Below are 22,148 nucleotides of genomic sequence, written 5' to 3' on the forward strand. Positions count from 1 at the left end.
GTTCCCCGACGACCGTCCGACCCGCCCCGGCCCCACCCCCGCCCTCCTCGCCCGCCGCCGCGCGGTGTCCGCGCCGAGCCACCAACGGAGACCAACGTGAACGCAGAGCCAGTCCAGCCCGACCCGGACGACGTCGAGGGCCGTATCGCCGTCGTCGGCATGGCGGGCCGCTTCCCCGGTGCCGACACGCCCGACGAGCTGTGGCGCCTGCTGGATTCCGGGGCGGACGCCGTCTCCCGGTTCACCCCGGGGGAGCTGCGGGACTCCGGCGTGCCGGCGAGCGAGGCGGCCGCGCCGGGTTACGTGCCGGCCAAGGGTGCCCTCGACGACATCGCGGGCTTCGACTCCCGGCTCTTCGGATACGGCGCGCTGGAGGCCTCGGTCATCGACCCCCAGCAGCGCATCTTCCTGGAGTGCGCCTGGGCGGCCCTGGAGGACGCCGGCTGCGACCCCGACCGCGCGGGCGGACCGATCGCCGTGTACGCGGGCTCGCTGCTGAGCACCTATCTCATCCACAACCTGCTGCCGCGCGCCGACCTGCGCGCCTCCCTCGGCGTGCCGCTGCTGTTCCAGAGCAACCAGCCCGACCAACTCGCCACCCGCGCCGCCTACAAGCTGAACCTGCGCGGTCCGGCCATCACCGTGCAGACGGCCTGTTCCACCTCGCTCGTCGCCGTGCACCTGGCCGTCCAGAGCCTGCTCGGGCAGGAGTGCGACGTGGCCCTCGCGGGCGGTGTCACCGTCACCGTGCCGCAGCGCTCCGGGTACCTGCCCGTCGAGGGCGGCATCGAGTCGCCGACCGGCCGCTGCCGTCCCTACAGCGCGGACGCGAACGGCACGGTCTTCGGCAACGGCGCCGGCGTCGTCGTCCTCAAGCGGCTGGCCGACGCGCTCGCGGACGGCGACCGGGTGCACGCCGTCGTGCTCGGCTCCGCCGTCACCAACGACGGCTCGGCGAAGGCCGGTTACACCGCGCCGGGGGTCGCCGGGCAGACGGCGGTGATCAGCGAGGCGCTGTCCGTCGCCGACGTCCCGCCGCGCACGATCGGCTATGTCCAGGGCCACGGCACCGGCACCGCGCTCGGCGACCCGATCGAGATCGAGGCCCTCACCCGCGCCTACCGGGCCGCCGGCACGGCGGGCGACGACGTGGCCTGGTGCGCCCTCGGTTCGGTGAAGTCCACCATCGGCCACCTCGACGCGGCCGCCGGTGTCACCGGGTTCATCGCGGCCGTGCAGGCGCTGCGCCACGGCAGGATCCCCGCGACCCTGCACGGCGACGCCGGGACGCCGGGCGAGGCGCTGTCCGGGACGCCGTTCCACGCGCCCGGCCGGTCCGCCGAGTGGCCCGCGGGCGAGGCGCCCCGCCGGGCCGCCGTCAGCGCCTTCGGCATCGGCGGCACGAACGCGCACGTCATCCTGGAGGAGGCGCCGGTTCCCGCCGGCCGCCCCGCGCCGGGCAGGCCCGCCGTGCCGGTCGCCCTGCCGCTGTCGGCCCGTACCGCCACCGCCCTGGACACCCTCGCCGAACGGCTCGCCGCGCACCTGGAGGCACACCCCGAGGTCCCGCTCGCGGACGTCGCCCGCACCCTGCGCACCGGTCGCCGGGAACTGGACCACCGGCGAGTCGTCCTCGCCCACGACTCGGCGGAGGCCGTGGCCGCCCTGCGCGCGGGCGGGCGGCGCGACACGGTGGCGGCCCGCACCGGGCGGGTGGACGCGCCGGTCGCGTTCCTGCTCCCCGGACAGGGCAGCCAACTGCCGTCCATGGCCGTCGGGTTGTACGACACCCATCCCGTCTTCCGCGCCGCGCTGGACGAGTGCGCGGACCACCTGCGGCCCGTCCTCGGCCGGGACCTGATCGAGCTGCTGCGCGACGGCGAGGAGGAGCTGCGCCGCACCGACCTGCTCCAGCCCGCCGTCGTCGCCGTCGGACACGCCCTCGCCCGGCTGTGGGCGCACTGGGGCGTCCGGCCGGCCGCGCTGCTCGGGCACAGCCTCGGCGAGTTCACCGCCGCCGCCCTGTCCGGCGTCTTCGCGCTGCCGGACGCCCTGCGGCTGGCCGCCGAACGCGGCCGTCTCATGGCGGACACCGGGCCCGGGGCGATGCTCGCCGTGCCGCTCGCCGAGGACGCCGCGGCCGCGGAGGCCGCCGCCCACGGCCTCGACCTGGCCGCGGTCAACGGGCCGGAGGCGGCCGTGCTGGCCGGCCCCCTCGACGCCGTCGAACGCGCCGCCCGCGCCCTCGGCGAGCGCGGCCTGCGCACCCTCCGGCTGCCCGTCGACCGCGCCTTCCACAGTCGGCTGTGCGACGAGGCGGCGGACCGGTTCGCCGAGGCGGTGGCACAGACCGCCCGCAGCGCTCCCCGCGTCCCGTTCGTGTCCGGAGTGACCGGCGACTGGATCACCGACGCCGAGGCCACCGACCCCGGTTACTGGGCCCGGCAGATGCGCGAGCCGGTCCGCTTCGACCGCGGTCTCGCCACCCTCACCGCCCTGGACGACGGCCTGGTGCTGGTCGAGAACGGTCCCGGCAGCGTCCTCACCGACCTGGTGCGCGCGGTGCGCCCCGGCGGCGACGCGCCGCACACGGCCCCCGCACCGCTGCCCGCCCGCGGCCGGCGCGGCCCCGAGGACGAGCCCGCGAGCGCCGTCCTGTCCCTGGGCGGACTGTGGACGCGGGGCGCCGCCGTGGCCTGGGAACCGGTCGGCGGGGAGGCCCGGGTGACCGGGCTGCCCGGCTACCCGTTCGAGCACCTCGACCACTGGATAGATCCCGGCACCGCTCCCGTCGAGGAGCCGGTGGCGCGGGAGTCGGCCGACGCCGTGCTCGCGGGTATCGTCTGGCGCCCCCTGGACACCGCCCCGGACGGCGGGGAGCCGCTGCGCGGCCGCCGGCAGACCTGGCTCGTCCTCATGGACCGCGCGGGCGCCGCCCAGCCCGCCGTGGACCTGCTCACCGCGCGCGGCCAGATCGTGACGGTGGTCCGGCCCGGCACCGAGTACCGGCGCGTGCGCCGGGGCGTGTACGAACTCGACCCCCGCGACCCCGCGCAGTACGCCAAGCTCGTGGCCGACCTGCGCGCCCTGGTCCGCACCCCCACCGCCGTCCTCTACGCCTGGGGCCTGGACGCCGCGCAGATCGGCGAACCGGACGAGACGGCCTGCTACTTCGGGCTCGTCCGGCTGGCCCGCGCGATGGCCGAGGAGAGCGTCGTCAACGAGGTCCGCGTCGGCGTCGTCACCACCGGCGCCTTCCGCACCGGCGACGGCGAACGCCCCGACCCGGCCGCCGCGATGCTCAGCGGTCCGGTGCAGGTGCTCCCCGAGGAGTACGGCAACCTGCGCTGCGCCCAGATCGACCTGGCGCCCGGCGCCGCGCTCGACACCGCCACGGCCGAGACCGTCCTCGGCGCGGTCCTGACCACGCCCGCCCGGCTCCTCGCCCTGCGGGACGGCACCCTGCTCACCCGCGCCCTCACGCAGCGCACCGTCCCGACCGTCCCCGACCGCCCCGCCGACGGCGAGACCTGGGTCGTCACGGGCGGTCTCGGCGGCATCGGCCGGACCCTCGCCGCCGAACTGGCCCGCACCCGGGGCGCCCGCCTCGCCCTGCTGGGCCGCAGCGCCGCCGAGGCCGGTCTCACGCGGGAGTTGCGCGACGCGGGCACCGAGGTCATCGCCCTGCGCGCCGACGTCACCGACGCCGACTCCCTGGGCGCGGCGCTGGACGAGGTGCGTGCCCGCTTCGGCCGGATCGACGGCGTCGTGCACGCCGCGGGGGTTCCCGGCGGCGGCTCCGTGGCGCTGCGGGAGGACGCCGAGGCCCGAGCCGTGTTCGCCCCCAAGATCACCGGCATGCGCAACCTGCTCGCCGCGCTCCGCCCCGACGAGGCCCGCGTGCTGCTGGTCTGCTCCTCGCTCGCCACCCTGGTCCCCACCTACGGACAGTCCGACTACGCCGCCGCCAACGCCTACCTGGCCGCCGCCGCGGAGGCGGAGGCGCGGCACGGCGACCGCCGTGTCCTCGCCGTCGACTGGGACATGTGGCGCGAGGTCGGCATGGCCGCGGACGCCGAAGTCCCCGCGGACCTGAAGGCGTTGCAGGAACGGATGCTCGCCGGGGCACTCACCCCGGACCAGGGCGCCCGCGCCTTCGCGGCGCTCCTCGACGGGCCCGCCGGCCGCCATGTGGTGGCCCGCGCCTCGGCGGTCGTCACGGAGGGCGCCCTGCGCCTCACCGACGAGCCGGCCGTCGCACGCCCGGCCGCCGTCGCGCTGCCCCGCCCCGACCTCACCACCCCGTACGTCGCCCCGCGCACCCCCACCGAGGAGCGCCTCGCCGCGATCTACGCCGAGATGCTCGGCCTGGACCGGGTCGGTGTGGACGACGACTTCCTCGATCTCGGCGGCCACTCCCTGCTCGCCGCGCAGGTCGTGGCGCGTCTGCGGGCCGAGTTCGACGTCGAGGTGCCCGCCCGCGCGTTCTTCGAGGGCGGCCGGGTGGCCGAACTCGCCGAGCTGATCGAGGACAGCATCCTCGCCGAACTGGAGAACCAGTGACGAAGCCGACCGGCCGGGAGCACCGACTCGCCCGGCTCACCCCCGAACAGCGGGCCGCCTTCGAGGCACGCACCCGCGGCCGCGCCGTCGCGAACGCCACCGCGCCCCCCGACGCCGACCGCAAGTCCGCGATCACCCCGGCCGAGGGACCCGTGCCGCTGTCCTTCGGACAGGAACGGCTCTGGTTCCTGGAGCAGTTGGCCCCCGGCCTCGGGGTCCACAACGAGTACGTGGCGCTGCGGCTCACCGGCGCGCTCGACCTATCGGCGCTCGACGCCGCCCTGACCCGGCTCGCCGACCGCCATGACGCGCTGCGGACCGTGGTCGAGGTGGCCGACGGAGTGCCGGTGCAGCGGGTGCTGCCGCCGGGACGGTCCGTCCTCGATGTCGTCGAGGTCGACGGCAGCGGGACCGACGGCAGCGGGACCGACGACGGTGAGACCGACGACGGCGAGGCCGCCGACGCGTCCGCGGCCCGGTGTTCGATCGCCGAGCGTTCGATCGCCGAGCGGGAGGCCGCCCGGCCCTTCGACCTCGCCCGGGGCCCCCTGTTCCGCGCGGTCCTGATCCGCTCGGCGCCCGACCGTGCCCTGCTGCTCGTCGTCAACCACCACATGGTCGGCGACGCCTGGTCCCGTGCCGTCCTGGTGGACGAGCTGTGTTCCGGGTACCGCGACCAGCTGGAAGGGGACGGCGCCGAGCCCGCCCCGCCGCCCCTGCGGTACGGGGACTGGGCCGCCTGGCAGCGCCGCGAACTCACCGACGAGCACCTCGCCGACCACCTCTCCTACTGGCGGGAGCGCCTCGCCGGCACACCGCCGCTGCTCGACCTGGTCACCGACCGGCCGCGTCCCGCCGTGCCCAGCCATCGGGGCGGCCGCACCCGCTTCACCCTGGACGCGCGGCTCACCGAGGCCGTGGAGAGCGCCGCGCGGCAGGCCCGCGCCACCCCGTTCATGGTGACCCTCGCCGCCTGGCAGGCCGTCCTGATGCGGCACTCCGGGCAGGAGGACGTCGTCGTCGGCGTACCCACCGCAGGCCGCGACCGGCCCGAACTCGCCGGCCTCGCCGGGATGTTCGTCAACAGCCTGGTGCTGCGCGCCGACCTGTCCGGCGACCCCACCTTCGAGGAGCTGCTCGCCCAGGTGCGCGAGACGTCCCTCGGCGCGTTCGCCCACGCCGAGGTGCCCTTCGAACGGCTCGTGCGGGAGCTGAGCCCCGACCGGGCCCTCGGCCACGCCCCGCTGTACCAGGTGCAGTTCGGCTACCGGAACGTGCCGGAGCGCGAGCTGTCCCTGCCCGGCGTCCGCGTCGAGCCGGTGGACCTCGACAACGGCCTGTGCCGCACCGACCTCAGCCTCGAACTGGCCCGCAGCGGTGACGTCACCGAGGGCATCTGCGAGTTCAGCCGCGACCTGTTCGACGCGACCACCGCGCAGACCCTGACCGGGGCGCTCGAACGCGTGCTGCGGCGTGCCACCGCCGACCCGGGGCTGCGCCTGTCCGAACTCCTCGCCCTGACCCCCGCCGAGCAGGCCGTCCTCGACGCGGCCGGGGACGGCGGGCGCGTAGCGGACGGCACGCCGGACGTGCTCGCCTCGTTCGCCGAGGCCGTGCGCAGCCACCCCGACGCCGAGGCGGTCGTCTCCGGCGGCACCACCCTCACCTTCCGCGCCCTGCACGAGCGCGCCCGGCGCATCGCCGCCCATCTGCGCACCGCCGGCGTCCGCCCCGGCGACCGCGTCGGCATCGGGCTGCGGCGCGGTGCCGATCTGCCCGCCGCGCTGCTGGCCGTGCTCATGAGCGGCGCCGCCTATGTGCCGCTCGACCCCGACTACCCGGCGCAGCGACTCGGGTACGTGTGCGGCGACGCCACCCCGTCCGCCGTACTGGTGCACACCCCGACCCGGGAGGCGTTCGCCTCGGGCATCGTCCCCGACGGGACCGCGCTGGTGGACCTCGACCACGAGGCGGGGACGCCGCACGCCGCCGGGACCGAGCCCGCGCACGCGGCAGCCGATCCCGAGGCCCCCGCGTACGTCATCCACACCTCCGGCTCCACGGGCAGGCCCAAGGGCGTCGTGGTCCTCCACCGCAACCTCACGGCGTTCCTCGCCGCGATGGACAAGGTCGTGGGGACCGGCGGCGAGCCGGTGACCTGGCTCGCGGTGACCAGCGTCTCCTTCGACATCTCCGTCCTCGAACTGCTGTGGACCGTCAGCCGGGGACACCGCGTGGTGATCGGCCCCGACAAGGACACCGCCGCACCGGTCACGACGGAGACCGCCCCGGTCCCCGCGAAGGCCACCCCGGCCGCCGCGGGGTCCGCCCCCGAGTTCAGCCTGTTCTACTTCGCCAGCGACACCGGCCACACCCTCCCCGGACCCGACCAGTACCGGCTCCTCATGGACGGCGCGCGCTTCGCCGACGAGCACGGGCTCAGCGCCGTATGGCTGCCGGAGCGGCACTTCCACGCGTTCGGCGGCCCGTTCCCCGCGCCCTCCGTCCTGGCCGCGGCGTTGGCCACCGCGACCCGCCGGATCGGCATCCGCGCCGGCAGCGTCGTCATGCCCCTGCACCACCCGGTCCGGGTGGCCGAGGAGTGGGCCGTGGTCGACAACCTGTCCGGCGGCCGGGTGGGCCTGTCCTTCGCGTCCGGCTGGCACATGGACGACTTCGTCCTCGCCAAGGACGCCTACGACGACCGCCAACGCCGCACCGTCGAGGGCCTGGACACGGTCCGCCGGCTGTGGCGCGGCGAGCGCGTGCCCTTCGAGGGACCCGCCGGACGCACCGTCGAGGTCGGCGTCCTGCCCCGGCCCGTCCAGGGCGAACTGCCCGTCTGGCTCACCTCGTCGGGCAGCCCCGAGACCTGCCGCAGGGCCGGCGAGACGGGCGCCCGGCTGCTGACGCACCTGCTCGGGCAGAGCGTCGAGGACCTCGCCGAGCGCATCGCGGTCTACCGGGACGCCTGGCGGAGCGCGGGCCACGCGGGCGAACCGCACGTCACCCTCATGCTGCACACCTTCGTGGGCGCCGACGCCGACGACGTCCGGGCGCACGCCTGGGAGCCGTTCCGCGAGTATCTGCGGTCCTCCGTCGGCCTGATCGAGAACATGGCCCGCGCCCTCGGCGTCGACATCACCGCGGACGACTTCACGGACGACGACCAGGAGGCCCTGCTCGACCACGCCTGCGCCCGCTACCTCGCCGACAGCTCCCTCATCGGCACGGTCGAGGACCGGCTGCCGCTCGTGCGGCGGCTGACCGAGGCGGGCGTGGACGAGATCGCCTGCCTGGTCGACTTCGGCGTCGACGCGGACGCCGCCGCGGCGGCCTGGCCCGCACTGGCGGAGCTGAGGTCCCGCGCCGCCGCGTCCGCGGCGCCGGGCACCGGAACCCCGGCGGGGGCCGGACCCGCGGCGGTCGGTGCGGACCTCACGGCCCTGGTCCGCGCGCACGGCGTCACCCACCTCCAGTGCACCCCCTCCCAGGCCCGCGCCCTCCTCGACGAGGAGGACACCGCCGCCCTCGGCACCCTGCGCGAACTCCTCCTCGGCGGCGAGCCCCTCGACGCCGACCTCGTCCGCGCCCTCGCCGGACACCTGCGCGGCACACTGCGCAACATGTACGGGCCGACCGAGACCACGGTGTGGTCCACGACCGACACCGTCGACCCGGCGGAAGGCACCGTCACCATCGGGCGGCCCATCGCCGGCACCACGGTCCGCGTCCTGGACCCGCACGGGCGCCGCGTCCCCCTCGGCGTCCCCGGCGAACTGCACATCGGCGGCGCCGGGGTGACCGCCGGATACCTCGGCCGCCCCGAACTCACCGCCGAACGCTACGTCACCACCGGCGAAGGCGAACTCCTCTACCGCACCGGCGACATCGTGCGCGTCCGCCCCGACGGCCGGCTCCAGTACCTCTCCCGCAACGACAACCAGCTCAAGATCCGCGGCTTCCGCGTCGAGGCCGGCGAGGTCGAGGCCGCGCTCACCGCCCTGCCGTCCGTGCGCCAGTGCGTCGTCACCGCCCACGCGCCGGGCACCTCCCGGGCCGCGCTCGCCGCCCACGTCGTACCCGCCGACCCCGGACGGCCCCCCGCCCCGGCCGAGTTGCGCGCCGAACTGGCCCGCCGCCTGCCCGGGTTCCTCGTGCCCTCGCACTACGTGCTGCTCGACGCGCTGCCGCTGACCGGCAACGGCAAGATCGACCGCGGCGCGCTGCCCGCGCCCGGCCCGCTCGGCCGCGAGAACGGCACGGCGTTCACGGCACCTACCACGCCCACCGAGGAGACGATCGCGCGGGTGTGGCGCGAGGCGCTGGGCGCCGAACGCGTCGGCGTACACGACGACTTCTTCGAACTGGGCGGGCACTCGCTGCTCGCCACCCAGGTCGTCGCCGGCATCCGACGCGCCCTCGGGGTACGGCTGCCGCTGCGCACCCTCTTCGAGGCCCCCACCGTCGCGGCCCTCGCCCGCGCCGTGGACGACACCGGCACCGACACCGGGGCCGCCGCAGGACAGCGGGACACCGCGGCCCCGGCCGGGCTCCACCCGGACCCCGAGCACCGCCACGACCCGTTCCCGCTCACCGAGGTGCAGCGGGCCTACTGGATCGGGCGCAGCGGCGCCGTCGGCGGCGACGTCTCCTGCCACCTGTACGTCGAACTCGACCTCGACGACGTCGACCTGACGCGCCTGGAGACCTCCTGGCAGTCGCTCGTGCGGCGCCACGACGCGCTGCGCATCGTCGTGGACGAGGACGGCGAACAGCGCGTCCTCGCCGACGTACCCGACTACCGGATCGGCGCCGAGGACCTGCGCGCCCTGGACGCGGCCGACCGGGAGCGGCGCCTGGAGGCGACCCGGCAGGCCATGTCGCACCAGGTACTGCCCTCCGACACCTGGCCCCTGTTCGACATCCGCGCCAGCCGCACCACCGGCAGCGCCGTCCGCCTCCACCTCGGCATCGACACCCTGATAGCCGACGGGGGCAGCGTCCAGATCCTGCTGCGCGAACTCCTCGCCGTCTACCGGGGCGAACTCGACCCGGAGCCCATGGAGCTGTCGTTCCGGGACTACGTCGTCGCCGAGCGCGCCCGCCGCGAGGGACCGGAACGCGCACGCGACCTCGCCTACTGGCGCGACCGCCTCGACACCCTGCCGCCCGCCCCGCCGCTGCCCCTGGCCCAGCGCCCCGAGCAGCTCACCGAGACCCGCTTCCGGCGCCGCGAGGCCCACCTCGACGCCGGCCTGTGGGCCCGGCTGAAGGAACGGGCCGCCGCGGCCCGCATCACCCCGTCCGCGCTCGCCCTGGCCGCCTACGCCACCGTCCTCGGCGCCTGGTCCGGCACCGACCGCTTCACCCTCAACCTCACCCTCTTCAACCGCGTCGGCGACCACCCCGAACTCCCGTCGCTCGTCGGCGACTTCACCGCGCTGACCATGCTGGAGATCGACGGCGCCACCGAAGACGCGTTCGAGGCGCGGGCCCGCCGCATCCAGGACCGGCTCTGGAACGACCTCGACCACCAGCTCGTCAGCGGCGTGTGGGTCGCCGGTGAACTCGCCCGCCGCCGCGGTGTCGCCGAGGCCGTCATGCCGGTCGTCTTCACGAGCGAACTCGGCGCCGCCGACGCCGGTGCGACGCCCCCGGCCGGGCTGGGCGCGCGGGTCGCGTACACCATCACCCAGACGCCGCAGGTCTGGCTCGACCACCAGATCGCCGAGGACGGCGGCCGGCTCCGGCTCACCTGGGACGCCGTGGAGGCGCTCTTCGCGCCCGGCACGCTGGACGACATGTTCGACGCGTACACGGCGCTGCTCACCGCCCTGGCCCGGGAACCCCTCGCCTGGTCCGACCCGCACCGCGAGATCCTGCCGCCGCGGCAGGCCGCCCGCTACACCGTCCTCAACGCCACCGACGGACCGCTCCCGGCCGGACTGCTGCACGAGCCGTTCCTGGAGCGCGCCCGGCGCACCCCGGACAGCACCGCCGTCGTCTCCGCGACCGGCACCGTCACCTACGGCGAACTGGACCGGGTCTCCCTGGCCGTCGCCCGCACCCTGCGCGCCTCCGGCGTCGAGGACGGCGACCTCGTCGGCGTCCTCGCGCACCGCGGCTGGGAACAGGTCGCCTCCGCCCTCGGCGTCCTGCGCGCCGGCGCCGCCTACCTGCCCCTCGACAGCGGCCTGCCGCCCGCCCGGGTGGCGCGCTCCCTCGAACACGCCGGGGCGGTCGCCCTGCTCGCGCCCGAGGAGACGACCGTCGAGGGGGCGGTACCCGGGGGCGTCACCGTCCTGCGGTTCACCGAGGCCGTCGACCGCGGCACCGCCCTCGGCGCCGACCACGACCCGCGCCCCGCCACCGCCCCCGGCGACCTGGCGTACGTCATCTACACCTCCGGCTCCACCGGCGACCCCAAGGGCGTGATGACCGACCACCGGGGCGCCCTGAACACCGTCACCGACATCAACGAGCGCTTCGAGGTCCACGCCGAGGACCGGGTGTTCGCCCTCTCCTCCCTCGGCTTCGACCTGTCCGTGTACGACATCTTCGGCACCCTCGCCGCCGGTGCCGCGCTCGTCCTGCCCGGCCGGGGAGAGGAGCGCGACCCGGTCCGCTGGGCCCGGCTCCTCGCCGACCACGGGGTCACCGTGTGGAACTCCGTACCGGCCCTGATGGAGATGCTCCTCGTGCACGCCGCCGGCAACCCGGCCGTGGACGTGAGCGGCCTGCGCCTGGTCATGCTCAGCGGCGACTGGATCCCCGTCAGCCTGCCCGACCGCATCCGCGCGGTCGCCCCGAAGGCCGAGGTGATCAGCCTCGGCGGCGCCACCGAGGCGTCGATCTGGTCGGTGCTGCACCCGATCGGCACCGTCGACGCGGAGCGCCCGAGCATCCCGTACGGCCGCCCCATGCGCAACCAGCGCATGTACGTCCTCGACGACGCCCTCCGGCTGCGCCCCACCGGCGTGCCCGGCGCCCTGTTCATCGCGGGAGCGGGCCTCGCCGTCGGCTACCGCAACGCGCCGGACCTCACCGGCCGCGCCTTCCCCGTCCACCCCGTCACCGGCGAACGCCTCTACCGCACCGGCGACCTGGCGCGCCTGCTGCCCGACGGCGACCTGGAGTTTCTCGGCCGCGCCGACTCCCAGGTCAAGGTGCGCGGCATGCGCATCGAACTGGGCGAGATCGAGTCGGCGTTGCTGCGGGCCGAGGGGGTCCGCGCGGCGGCCGCGCTGGTCGAGGGGACGGGCATGACGGCGCAGCTGGCGGCGTACGTGGTGCGGGACGTACCGCGGCCGACCGCTGTTCCCGGGGCTCAGGAGCCGCGGACCACGGGCGCCGCGGCCCCCGCCACCCTCGACGCCACCCGCGTGCGCCGGCTGGAGACCCGGCTCCGTCAGCCGGGCCGCCGCGAGGACCTCGCCGGGCGGGAGATCGTCCCCATCGCCCTGCCCGCCGACAGCGGACAGCTGCGCGCCACCTCCGCCGCGTGGAGCGCGGCGACCGGCTTCGGCACGGGCACGGTCTGCGCCGCCGACCTGTACGCGCTGCTCACCGTGCTCGCCCGCCAGGACGCCGACGGAGTGCCCCGGTACGCCTACGGCTCGGCCGGGGGCCTGTACCCCGTGCAGACGTACGTCGCGGTCGCGCCGGGCGGCGTCGACGGCGTCCCCGCCGGCGCGTACTACCTCGACCCGGCGGGCCCCGCCCTGGTCGCGATGGACGGCCCCGACGGCGCCGGACGCGCCCTGGAACCGCTGCTGTTCGACGAGTCCAACCGGGCCCTGGCGGGCGCGGCGGGCTTCGCCGTCTACCTCGTGGCCCGCAATGCCGCCGTGACCCCGGTCTACGGCGGCCTGGCGGGCAGGTTCGGACTGCTGGAGGCCGGCGCCATGGCGCAGCTGCTGCGGCAGCGCGCCGGTGACTGCCGGATCGGCCTGTGCCCGATCGGGGACGTGTACGCCGAGCCGCTGCACGAGGTGCTGCGCCTGGAGGACGACCAGACGGTCCTGCACACCCTCCTGGGCGGCCCCCTCGCGGGCGCGGTCACCGCCGCCGGCGCGACGCCGTGGGAGGAGACGCTCCGTGCCTCACTGGCCCGGCAGCTCCCCGCCTACATGGTCCCCCGGCACATCCGGATCGCCGACGCGCTGCCCCTGTCGGCCAACGGCAAGGTGGACCGCAAGGCGCTGGCCCGGCTGGGCGACCCGGTCCCGGCCGCGCCGGCGACGGCGCCGGCGACGGCGACGGCGACGGCATCGGCGTCGGCAACGGCCGTGGCTCCCACGCCCGTCGCCGCGCCCGCGCCCGCGCCGACGGTCCCGTCCGGCTCCGCGGTGGAGCGGCTCACCACCCTGTGGCAGGAGGTGATGGAGGGCCAGGAACTCGCCATCGACACGAACTTCTTCGACGCGGGCGCCACCTCACTCCACCTCGTACGGGTCCAGCGGCGCGTCACCGAGGAGTTCGGAGTCGAACTGTCCGTCGTGGACATGTTCGACCGCCCGACGGTACGGCTCCTCGCCGAGCTGCTCGAGAGCACCGCCCCCGCCCCGGCCGCCCCGGCCGCTCCGGTCACCCCGGCCGCTCCGGTCACCCCGGCCGCGGCCCCCCAGGCCCAGGACGCGGAACCGGCCGCCGGCCGGCGCAGGCACCACGAGCGGCGGCGCGCCGTACGCCGCTCGGGCGGACCCGAAGCCCCGTCCGCCGACTGAGGCCCACCGCGCGGGCGGGACGGCACCGCCGCCCGCCCGCGCGGCCCTCGACCGCGGCCCGCACCGCCAGGGCACGCGGCCCGTACCGCCCCGATAGGAGAAAGACTTCGATGACCAGTCAGGACACCGGGTACGGTCCCGACGCCTCGGCGGACCTGCCGGACGCGATCGCCGTGACCGGACTCGCCTGCCGGTTCCCCGGCGCGCCCGACGCCACGGCCTTCTGGACCGGTCTGCTGGCCGGCCGCGACAGCATCACCTTCCGCGACCGCGACGAGCTGGCCGCCCTCGGCGTGCCCGCCGACCGCCTCGCGGACCCCCGGTTCGTGCCCGCCGGGGGAGTGCTGGAGGGCATCGACGAGTTCGACGCCGAGTACTTCGGCATCACCCCCGCCGACGCCGCGCTGATGGACCCCCAGCAGCGGCTGTTCCTCCAGTGCGCGGTGACCGCGCTGGAGGACGCCGGGCAGCGCACCCGGAACACGGCGGGCGACGTCGCGGTCTACGCGTCGGCCGGCTTCAACTCGTACCTGACCCATCATTTGCTGCCGCACGCCGCGCAGCTCGGCCACCGTGCCGACGTGCAGTGGCTGGCCGGTGGCGACAAGGACTACCTGGCCACGCAGACGTCGTACCGGCTCGGCCTGACCGGCCCGAGCCTCAGCGTGCAGACCGCCTGCTCCTCCGCTCTGGTGGCCGTCCACCTCGCCGGGGAGGCGCTGCTCAGCGGGGAGTGCGACATCGCCCTCGCGGGAGCGGTGTCCGCGGGCGTCGCCCAGGGGCTCGGCTATCTGCACACCGAGGGCGGCATCCTGTCGGCCGACGGCCGCTGCCGGCCCTTCGACGCCGACGCGACCGGCACCGTCTTCGGCAGCGGGGTCGGCGTCGTCGTCCTCAAGCGACTCGCGGACGCGGTGCGGGACGGCGACACGGTACGGGCCGTGCTGCTCGGCTCCGCGCTGAGCAACGACGGCGACCGGAAGGTCGGCTTCACCGCGCCCGGCCTGGACGGGCAGGTCCGGGCCATCACCGCGGCACAGGCCGTCGCCGGGGTGGAACCCGCCGACATCTCCCTCATCGAGGCGCACGGCACCGGAACCGCCCTCGGCGACCGCATCGAACTCACCGCGCTCAACCGGGTGTTCGCCGACGCTCCGGACGACCGCCGGGTCCTCGGCGCGGTCAAGTCCAACGTCGGCCACCTGGACACCTGCGCGGGCATGGCCGGGCTCATCAAGACCGTGCTCGCCCTCCACCACCGCACGCTGCCGCCCACCGCGCACTTCGAGACGCCGTCCGAGGACCTGGATCCGCGACGCTTCCGCGTCCTCACCGCCCCCGAGCCGTGGCCCGGCGCGGACGGCACGCGCGTGGCGGGCGTCAGCTCCTTCGGCATCGGCGGCACCAACGCGCACGTGGTGCTCCAGGACGCGCCGCCCGCCGCCCGCCCCGCCGCACCCGCCGGCGGTGCGAGCGCCTGGCAGGTACTGCCGCTGTCCGCCCGCGCCCCCGAGGCCCTGGACCGCCTCACCGAACGGTTCCGCGAGGCGCTGGCCGGCCCCGACGCCCCGGACCTCGCCGACACCGCCCACACCGTGCAGACGGGCCGCGAGCCCCATCCGTGGCGCCGGGCGGTCGTGGTGGGGCCCGGCCGTCCGGAGGCCCTCGGCGCCGGCCCTTCCGGAGCGGCCGTGCGTGCGGCGGACACCTTCCCGGGCGTGGCCCTGCTCTACCCCGGCCAGGGCGCCGGGAGCCCCGGTATGGCCGCCGAACCGTACGCGCACGAGCCCGTCTTCCGCGCCGCCCTCGACCGCTGCCTGGACGCTCTGCGGCCCTGGACCGACGCCCCGCTGCGCGAACTCCTGCTGGATCCGGCGCACGTCGGCGGCCTCGACCGCACCGAGGCGGCCCAGCCCGCCCTGTTCGCGGTCGGACACGCGCTGACCGAGTGGTGGACCGCGCTCGGCCTGCGGCCGACCGCGCTGGCCGGGCACAGCGTCGGCGAACTCGTCGCGGCCTGTGCCGCGGGGGTGTTCACGCTGCCGGACGCGGCCCGGCTCGTCGCCCGGCGCGGCGCGCTGATGGGCACGATGCCCGAGGGCGCCATGCTCGCCGTACCGCTGCCGGAGACCGAACTGCGCGCCGTCCTCGCGGACTGGAAGGAGGACGAGGCGCCCGCGCCCGAGATCGCCACGGTCAACGCACCCGACCGCTGCGTGGCGGCCGGCGACCCCGCCGCGATCGCCCGCCTCGCGGACGTGCTCGCCGACGCGGGCGTGCCGGCCCGCCCGCTGTCCGTGCGGCACGCCTTCCACAGCCGCCACGCCGACGGCCTGCTGGACGACTTCGCCGAACTGGTCGCCGCCACACCGATGCGGCCGCCCGTCATCCCCCTGGTCTCCTCCGTCCTCGGGCGGCCCCTCGGCGCCGCGGAGGCGACGTCACCGCGGTACTGGGCCCGGCAACTGCGGGAACCGGTCCGCTTCGCCGACGCCCTGCGCGCCCTGCCGGACGGCGTGATCCTGCTGGAGGCCAGCCCCGGCACCGCCCTCACCGGCTTCGCGCGCCGCACCCTCGGTGCCGGCCGGACCGCCCTCCCGGGCCTCGGCCGCGCCGGCGCCGAGCCCCCGACCCGCCTGGCCACCGTGGCCCGGCTGTGGGAACACGGCGCCGGCCTCGACTGGACGGCGCTGGGGGAGCGGACCGGCCGCCGCCGGATACCCCTGCCGACGTATCCCTTCGCCCGAACCCGCCACTGGTTCGAACCCGCCGCCACGCCGACGGCCGCTTTCGGGCCCGTCCGGTCCGACTCGGCCGCGCGGCCCGGCACCGGCTCCTCCGCCGCGGCGCGGCCCGGCCCCCTCCGCACCGCACCGGACACGAACGGGCCGGCCCCCACCACCGGGATCGACGACTGGTTCCACGTCCTCACCTGGTCGCCCACCCTGCCCCCCGCTCCCGCCCCCGTACCCGGCGCGGTCCTCCTCCTCGCCGACCGATCCGGCCTCGCCGACGAGATCGCGGCACGCCTCACCGGCGCCGGAGCCCGCGTCCACCGGGTGAGCGCCGGCGCCCCGGGGTCCGGCCTGGCCGCCGAGGACGACGGCCACCGGATCGACCCGGACGACCCGGAGTCGTTCCCCGCCCTGGCCGCCGCGCTGGCGGCGGCCGGCGCCGCGCCCGAAGCCGTCGTGTCCTGCTGGGCGTTGGACGACCGCTCCGTCGACCTGGCGAGCCCCGACGACATGGCGCGATCCGCGCTGAGGGCCGTGACCGTCCCCGCCGCGCTGGGCCGGGCCCTCGGCGACCGGTTCCCCGGCCGGCCGCCGCGGCTGCTCCTGGTCAGCGAGGAGGCACTGGCCGTGGGCGGCGGGCGCCCCCGCACCCCCGCCGCCGCCGCGGCCACCGGCCCCGCCCGCGTCCTGCCCCAGGAGCTGCCCGGCAGCGCGGTCCGCGTCCTCGACCTGGACCACTTCCCCCGCTCCGGCCCCGGCCTGACCCGGGCGGCCGAAGCCGTCGTCACCGAACTGTCCGCGCTCGGCGGCACCGACCCCGGCCCGGCCACCCCCGTCGTGGCCCTGCGCGGACGCTCCCGACTCGTCCCCGAGCCGTCCCGCCCCGTCCTCGCCCCCCACGGCGACGGCCACCCGCCCGCCGACCGACTCCCCACCGGCACCTGGCTGATCACCGGCGGTCTCGGCGGCATCGGCGCCGCCGTCGCCGACCGGCTGGCCGCACCGGACCGCACCCTCGTCCTGCTGACCCGCCGCCCCGTGCCGGACGGACCGGCCTGGCACGTGATCAGGACCGGAGCCGACCCCGCGCCGCCGTGCCCGCCCGCCCTCGCCGCATCCCTGACCCGGCTCGCCGACCGGGGCGCGGCGGTCTGCGTCGTCCAGTGCGACGTCGCCGACGAACAGGGCCTCACCGCCGCCCTGGCCGAGGTCCGCGCACGTCACGGCCGTATCGCGGGTGTCGTCCACGCCGCGGGCGTCCCGGGCGGCACCGTCCTGGCGCTGCGCGCCGCCGAGGACATCGCCCGGGTCCTGGAACCGAAGGTCCGCGGCACCGTGCTGCTGCACCGGCTGACCGAACCGGACCGCCCGGTCATGGTGCTGTGCTCCTCGGTGATCGCCGTCGCCGCGGGCCCCGGCCAGGCGGACTACGCCGCGGCCAACGCCTTCCTCGACAGCTACGCCCACACCACCGACACGGCCGTCTCGATCGGCTGGGACCGCTGGTCCGAGACCGGAATGGCCGTACGCGGTACGACGGTCACCTGGACGGCGGGCGAGGGCGAACCCCTGGACCACCCGCTGTTCGCGGCCCGCCGCGACACCCCCGACGGCTGGCAGGAACTCCTGCTCCGGCACGGCCCCCACACCTCCTGGGCCGCAGACGAACACCGTCTGTCGGGCGAACCGGTGCTGCCCGGCACGGCCCTCCTCGACCTGGCCGTGGCCGCCCACCGCCTCCTGCACGCGCAGGGCGCGGGCCCCGGACCCGTCGCCCTCGACGCCGTGTTCACCGGACCCCTGTACATGCCCGCGGAACACGTCGTCGTACGACTGCGCCCGCACCCGGACGGCGGCCACGAGTGGGAGGTGCGGTCCTCCGCCGCACCCACCCGGCCCCACGCCCAGGGCCGCGTCCGGCACGACGGCGCCCCGCGCCCCGAGCGCCTCGACCTCGCCCCCCTCCGCGCACCCGCCGGCCCGGACACCGGGGCGCCGGCGCGCGCGGCCGGGGGACTCCTGGAGACGGGACCCCGCTGGGCGTGCGTGGAACGGGCCGTACCCGGCGGCCGGGAGCAGGGCCGACCGGACCTCCTGCTCGCCCTGCGCCTGCCCGAGCGCTACCACGACGACACCGGGGCCCACCCCCTGCATCCGGCGCTCCTGGACGCGGCCACCGGCGCCGTCGCCCAGACCACCGGTCGTCACCTGCCCGTCGCCTACCGCAAGGTGACGGTGCACCAGGACATCGGTGCGCGGGCGTACGCCCGGATCGTCCTGCGCTCGGGCGACCCCGCCGCCGAGAACGACACCCTCGTGGCCGACGTGACGCTCACCGACCCGGACGGGCACCCCACCGTGACCGTCGAGGGCTTCGTCCTGCGCCCCGCCGCGTCCGCGCCAGGGCACGCCCCGGGGGCGCGACCCGCCGCCGAGGACCCCGCAGCGGGCATCCCCACCCACGAGGGCCTGCACGCCCTGGAACGCGTGCTGGACAACCCGCACCTGGCCCACGTCCTGGTCACCCCCCGCGCGACCCGGCCCCGGCCCGCCGCTCCCACGCGCCCCGCTCCCCAGCACCGCCCCGACGGCAGCCAGGGCCCGGACGACATCCCCTCCCGGATCGCGGGGATCTGGGCCCACATGCTCGGACTGCCCGCCGTGACCACGGACGACAACCTGTTCGAGCTGGGCGCCGACTCGCTGACCATCGTGCAGATCGCCGGCGAGATGAGCGGTGCCGGCCTGCCCGTCTCACCCGGCGACATCTTCGCCCACCCCACCCCCGGCGCCCTCGCCGCCCGACTCGCGGCGAACGAGCCGGCCCCGCCCGCCGCTCCCGAAGCGCGCACCGCGAGCGAGCCGCCCGCCGCCCCCGAAGCGCCCACCGACCCCGCCCCCGACCCGGATCCCTTCCCGGACGCGGATCTCAGCACCGAGGACCTGGCCCAGGTCATGAACCTGTTCCGGTCCGGAGAGGACACCCAGTGAACGACATCGAGGCCATCTACCCCCTCTCGCCCGCCCAGGAGGGGATGCTCTTCCACACCACCACCTCCCCGGACCAGGGCCTCTACGTCGAGACCACCACCTTCCGTCTCCTCGGCGCCCTGGACCTCGACGCGCTGACGGCGGCCTGGCGTTCGGCGGTCGCCCGGCACCCGGTGCTGCGCACCGCCTTCGTCCACGAACGCATCAGCGCCCCGCGCCAGGTCGTCCTGCCGAGCGCCGACGTCCGTATCGACGTCCGCGACCTCACCGCCCTGGACGGCGCGGCCCGCGACCGGGCCGTGGACGCGGAGATCGCCCGCCGCCGCGCCGAGCCGTTCGACCTGACCCGGGCGCCGCTGATGCGGCTGCTCGCCCTGCGGCTGGGCCCCGACGAGCACCTGATGGTGTGGACCTACCACCACATGATCCTCGACGGCTGGTCGGCCGCCCTGCTGCTGGCGGACGTCACCGCCCGCCTCGCCCGACCCGACGCCGCCGCCCCGCCCCCGCCGCCCGCCTTCCGGGAGCACATCGCCTGGCTGCGCCGCCAGGACCCGGCGCGGGACCGCGCGTTCTGGACCTCCTACCTGGACGGCTACGACGAGCCGGCCGTGTTCACCCTGCCGCGGGTGCGGCCGGGCGCGAAGCCGTCGGGGGAGTTCCGCACCGTCCGCGCCACCCTGTCCGCCGAGTCCGCGGGACGGCTGCGCGCCCTCGCCGCGGCCCGTTCCACCACCCTCGGCAGCCTGGTCGAGGCTGCCTGGGCCGGCACGGTCGCCCGCTACTGCGGCCGCGACGACGTGGTCTTCGGCGTCACCGTCGCGGGACGCCCCCCGCTGCCGGGCGCCGACGCCATGATCGGCATGTTCATCAACACCGTGCCCGTGCGCGCCCGTGTCGAGCACGACCTGCCCGCCGAGGAGTGGCTGGCCCGCTACGCCTCCTCCCGCCACCCCGTCCTGGAGCACCAGCACACCCCGCTCACCGACGTCCAGCGCTGGGCGGGGACCGAGCGCGGGGCCCGACTCTTCGACACGGTGGTGGTGTTCGAGAACTACCCGGACGCCTCCCGGGCCGTCCTCGCCGACGGGGCGCTGCGCACCACCGACGTCCGCTACGAGACCCGCACCAACTACCGCGCCACCCTCGTGGTCCGCGCCGCCGGTGAGCTGCACGTCCAACTGATCGTGGACTCGGCCGCGATCGACGAGGACGAGGCCCGGGACGTGCTCCGCCACTTCACCGCCGTACTGCAACGCCTCGCCGACCGCCCGGCCCAGCCGGTCCGCGAACTCCTCGCCGTACCCGAGGAGACGCGCGCCCTGCTCCTCGACCGCTGGAACGGCACCGACATCGACCGCACCCCGCCGCGCGCCCTGCTCGGGGACCTGATCGCCGAAGCGGTCCGCACCCGCCCCGAGCACCCCGCCGTCGTCGGCGACGACGCCACCCGCACCTACCGGCAACTGGACGACCGCGCCACGGCGTTGGCCCTTCGCCTGACCGCACACGGCGTGGCCACCGGCGACCGGGTGGCCGTCTGCCTCAGCCGCGGCACCGACCTGGTCACCGCCCTGCTGGCGATCGCGCGGGCCGGCGCCGCGTTCGTCCCCCTCGACCCCGCGCACCCCGCCGACCGGATCGCCTACGTCCTCGCCGACGCGGCCCCCGCCCTGCTGCTCACCGACGCCACGGTGGCCCTGCGCCCCCACGGCTGGGAGGGCACCGTCCTCGACCTCTCGGACGAGCCCCTCACGCCCGCCGACCCCGAGGCGGCCGCCACGCTGCCCGGCTGCGCGCCCGACCGGCTCGCCTACGTCATCCACACCTCCGGCTCCACCGGCCGCCCCAAGGGCGTCGCCGTGAGCCACCGCGCGCTCGCCAACCTCGTGGACAGCCTGGCCCTGCGCCACCCGGGCCTCACCCCGGAGGACCGGTTCCTGGCCCTGACCACGCTCACCTTCGACACCTCCCTGGCCGAACTCCTCGTACCGCTCGCCGTCGGGGCGACCGTCCACATCGGCGGCGGCACCCTCGGACTCAGCGGCCGCGACGTGGACGCCTACCTCGCGCGGCACGGCATCACCGCCCTCCAGGCCACCCCCTCCCGCTACCGGGCCCTGCTCGACTCCGGCTGGCAGGGCGAGGGCAGCCCCCGCCTGTACAGCTGCGGGGAGGCGTTCCCGCCGGACCTGGCCGAACCCCTCGCCAAGCGTGGCCGTTCGGTCTGGAACATGTACGGCCCGACGGAGACCACCGTCTACTCCAGTGTCGAGGAGATCCACGCCGGGACCACCCGGGTCACCGTCGGCTGGCCCATCTCCCGCACCACCCTGCGCGTCCTGGACCGCGACGACGCGCTGGTCCCCGTCGGCTGCGTCGGCGAACTGTGCATCGGCGGCGACGGCGTCGCCGAGGGCTACTGGAACCTCCCCGACCTCACCGCCGAGAGGTTCGTCACCGACCCCTACGCCCCCGGCGCCCGGATGTTCCGCACCGGCGACCACGCCCGGGTGCTGCCGGACGGCCGGATCGAGGTCCTCGGCCGCATCGACCGCCAGCTCAAGCTCCGCGGCTACCGCATCGAGCCCGGGGAGATCGAGCAGGTGCTGCTCGACGTGCCCGGCATCGCATCCGCCGTCGTCGACGCCCGCGACGACCGCCTGGTCGCCTGGACCGTGCCCGCCGACCGCGCGGCGCCGGCCACCCCGGCGGAGCTGCGCGAACGGCTGCGGCTGCGGCTGCCGTCCTACATGATCCCCGAAGTCCTCGTCACACTGGACGAGTTGCCCCTGACCCCCGCGGGCAAGACCGACCTCCTCGCACTCACGGTCCCCGCCGACGAGCCCGCTCCCGCCGCCCCCGCGGACCCGAGCACCTCGAACGACCTGGAGGAACTGATCGCCCGCCTCTTCCGGGAGGTGCTCGCGCTGCCCGAAGTCGGGCCCGACGACGACTTCTTCGACCTGGGCGGTGACTCGCTGCGCGCCATGCGCATGGCCGCCCGCATCCAGTCCGAACTGGGCGACGACTTCGACGTCGAGCTGCTCTTCGACTACTCCACGGTGCGCGAACTCGCGGCCGGTATCGCCCGGATCACGGCAGCCGGGAACTGACAGGAAAGGCGACC

General features: G+C 76.4%; 4 protein-coding genes. All 4 read left to right on the forward strand.

From position 1 onward, the window contains the following. Window positions 1–96 precede the first annotated feature (96 nt). The 4 genes from QSK45_RS35180 to QSK45_RS35195 all read left to right on the forward strand — a co-directional run bounded on the left by QSK45_RS35180 (window position 97) and on the right by QSK45_RS35195 (window position 22,134). Window positions 97–4,563, forward strand: a complete 4,467-nt coding sequence (locus QSK45_RS35180; protein ID WP_285562993.1) for a type I polyketide synthase — start codon at window positions 97–99, stop codon at window positions 4,561–4,563. Continuing rightward, entirely contained in the window at window positions 4,560–13,292 is an 8,733-nt protein-coding gene (locus QSK45_RS35185) for a non-ribosomal peptide synthetase (RefSeq protein WP_285562994.1), read from the forward strand. Before QSK45_RS35180 ends, QSK45_RS35185 begins: the two co-directional genes overlap by 4 nt. 110 nt (window positions 13,293–13,402) lie before the next feature. Further along, on the forward strand, window positions 13,403–19,018 hold the full coding sequence (locus QSK45_RS35190) for a type I polyketide synthase (protein ID WP_285562995.1): 5,616 nt from the start codon (window positions 13,403–13,405) through the stop codon (window positions 19,016–19,018). Then, window positions 19,015–22,134, forward strand: coding sequence for a non-ribosomal peptide synthetase (locus tag QSK45_RS35195; protein WP_285562996.1), 3,120 nt, complete (start codon window positions 19,015–19,017; stop codon window positions 22,132–22,134). The genes QSK45_RS35190 and QSK45_RS35195 overlap by 4 nt, the downstream gene beginning before the upstream one ends. The last annotated feature ends 14 nt before the right edge of the window (window positions 22,135–22,148 follow it).

It is taken from the genome of Streptomyces hygroscopicus subsp. hygroscopicus (assembly GCF_030269125.1).
In the GTDB taxonomy this organism is placed as follows: domain Bacteria; phylum Actinomycetota; class Actinomycetes; order Streptomycetales; family Streptomycetaceae; genus Streptomyces; species Streptomyces hygroscopicus_C.

Bases quoted from the DNA above. Each gene is read 5' to 3' on its own strand.
- QSK45_RS35190 (WP_285562995.1), top strand. From the start codon at position 13,403: ATGACCAGTCAGGACACCGGGTACGGTCCCGACGCCTCGGCGGACCTG.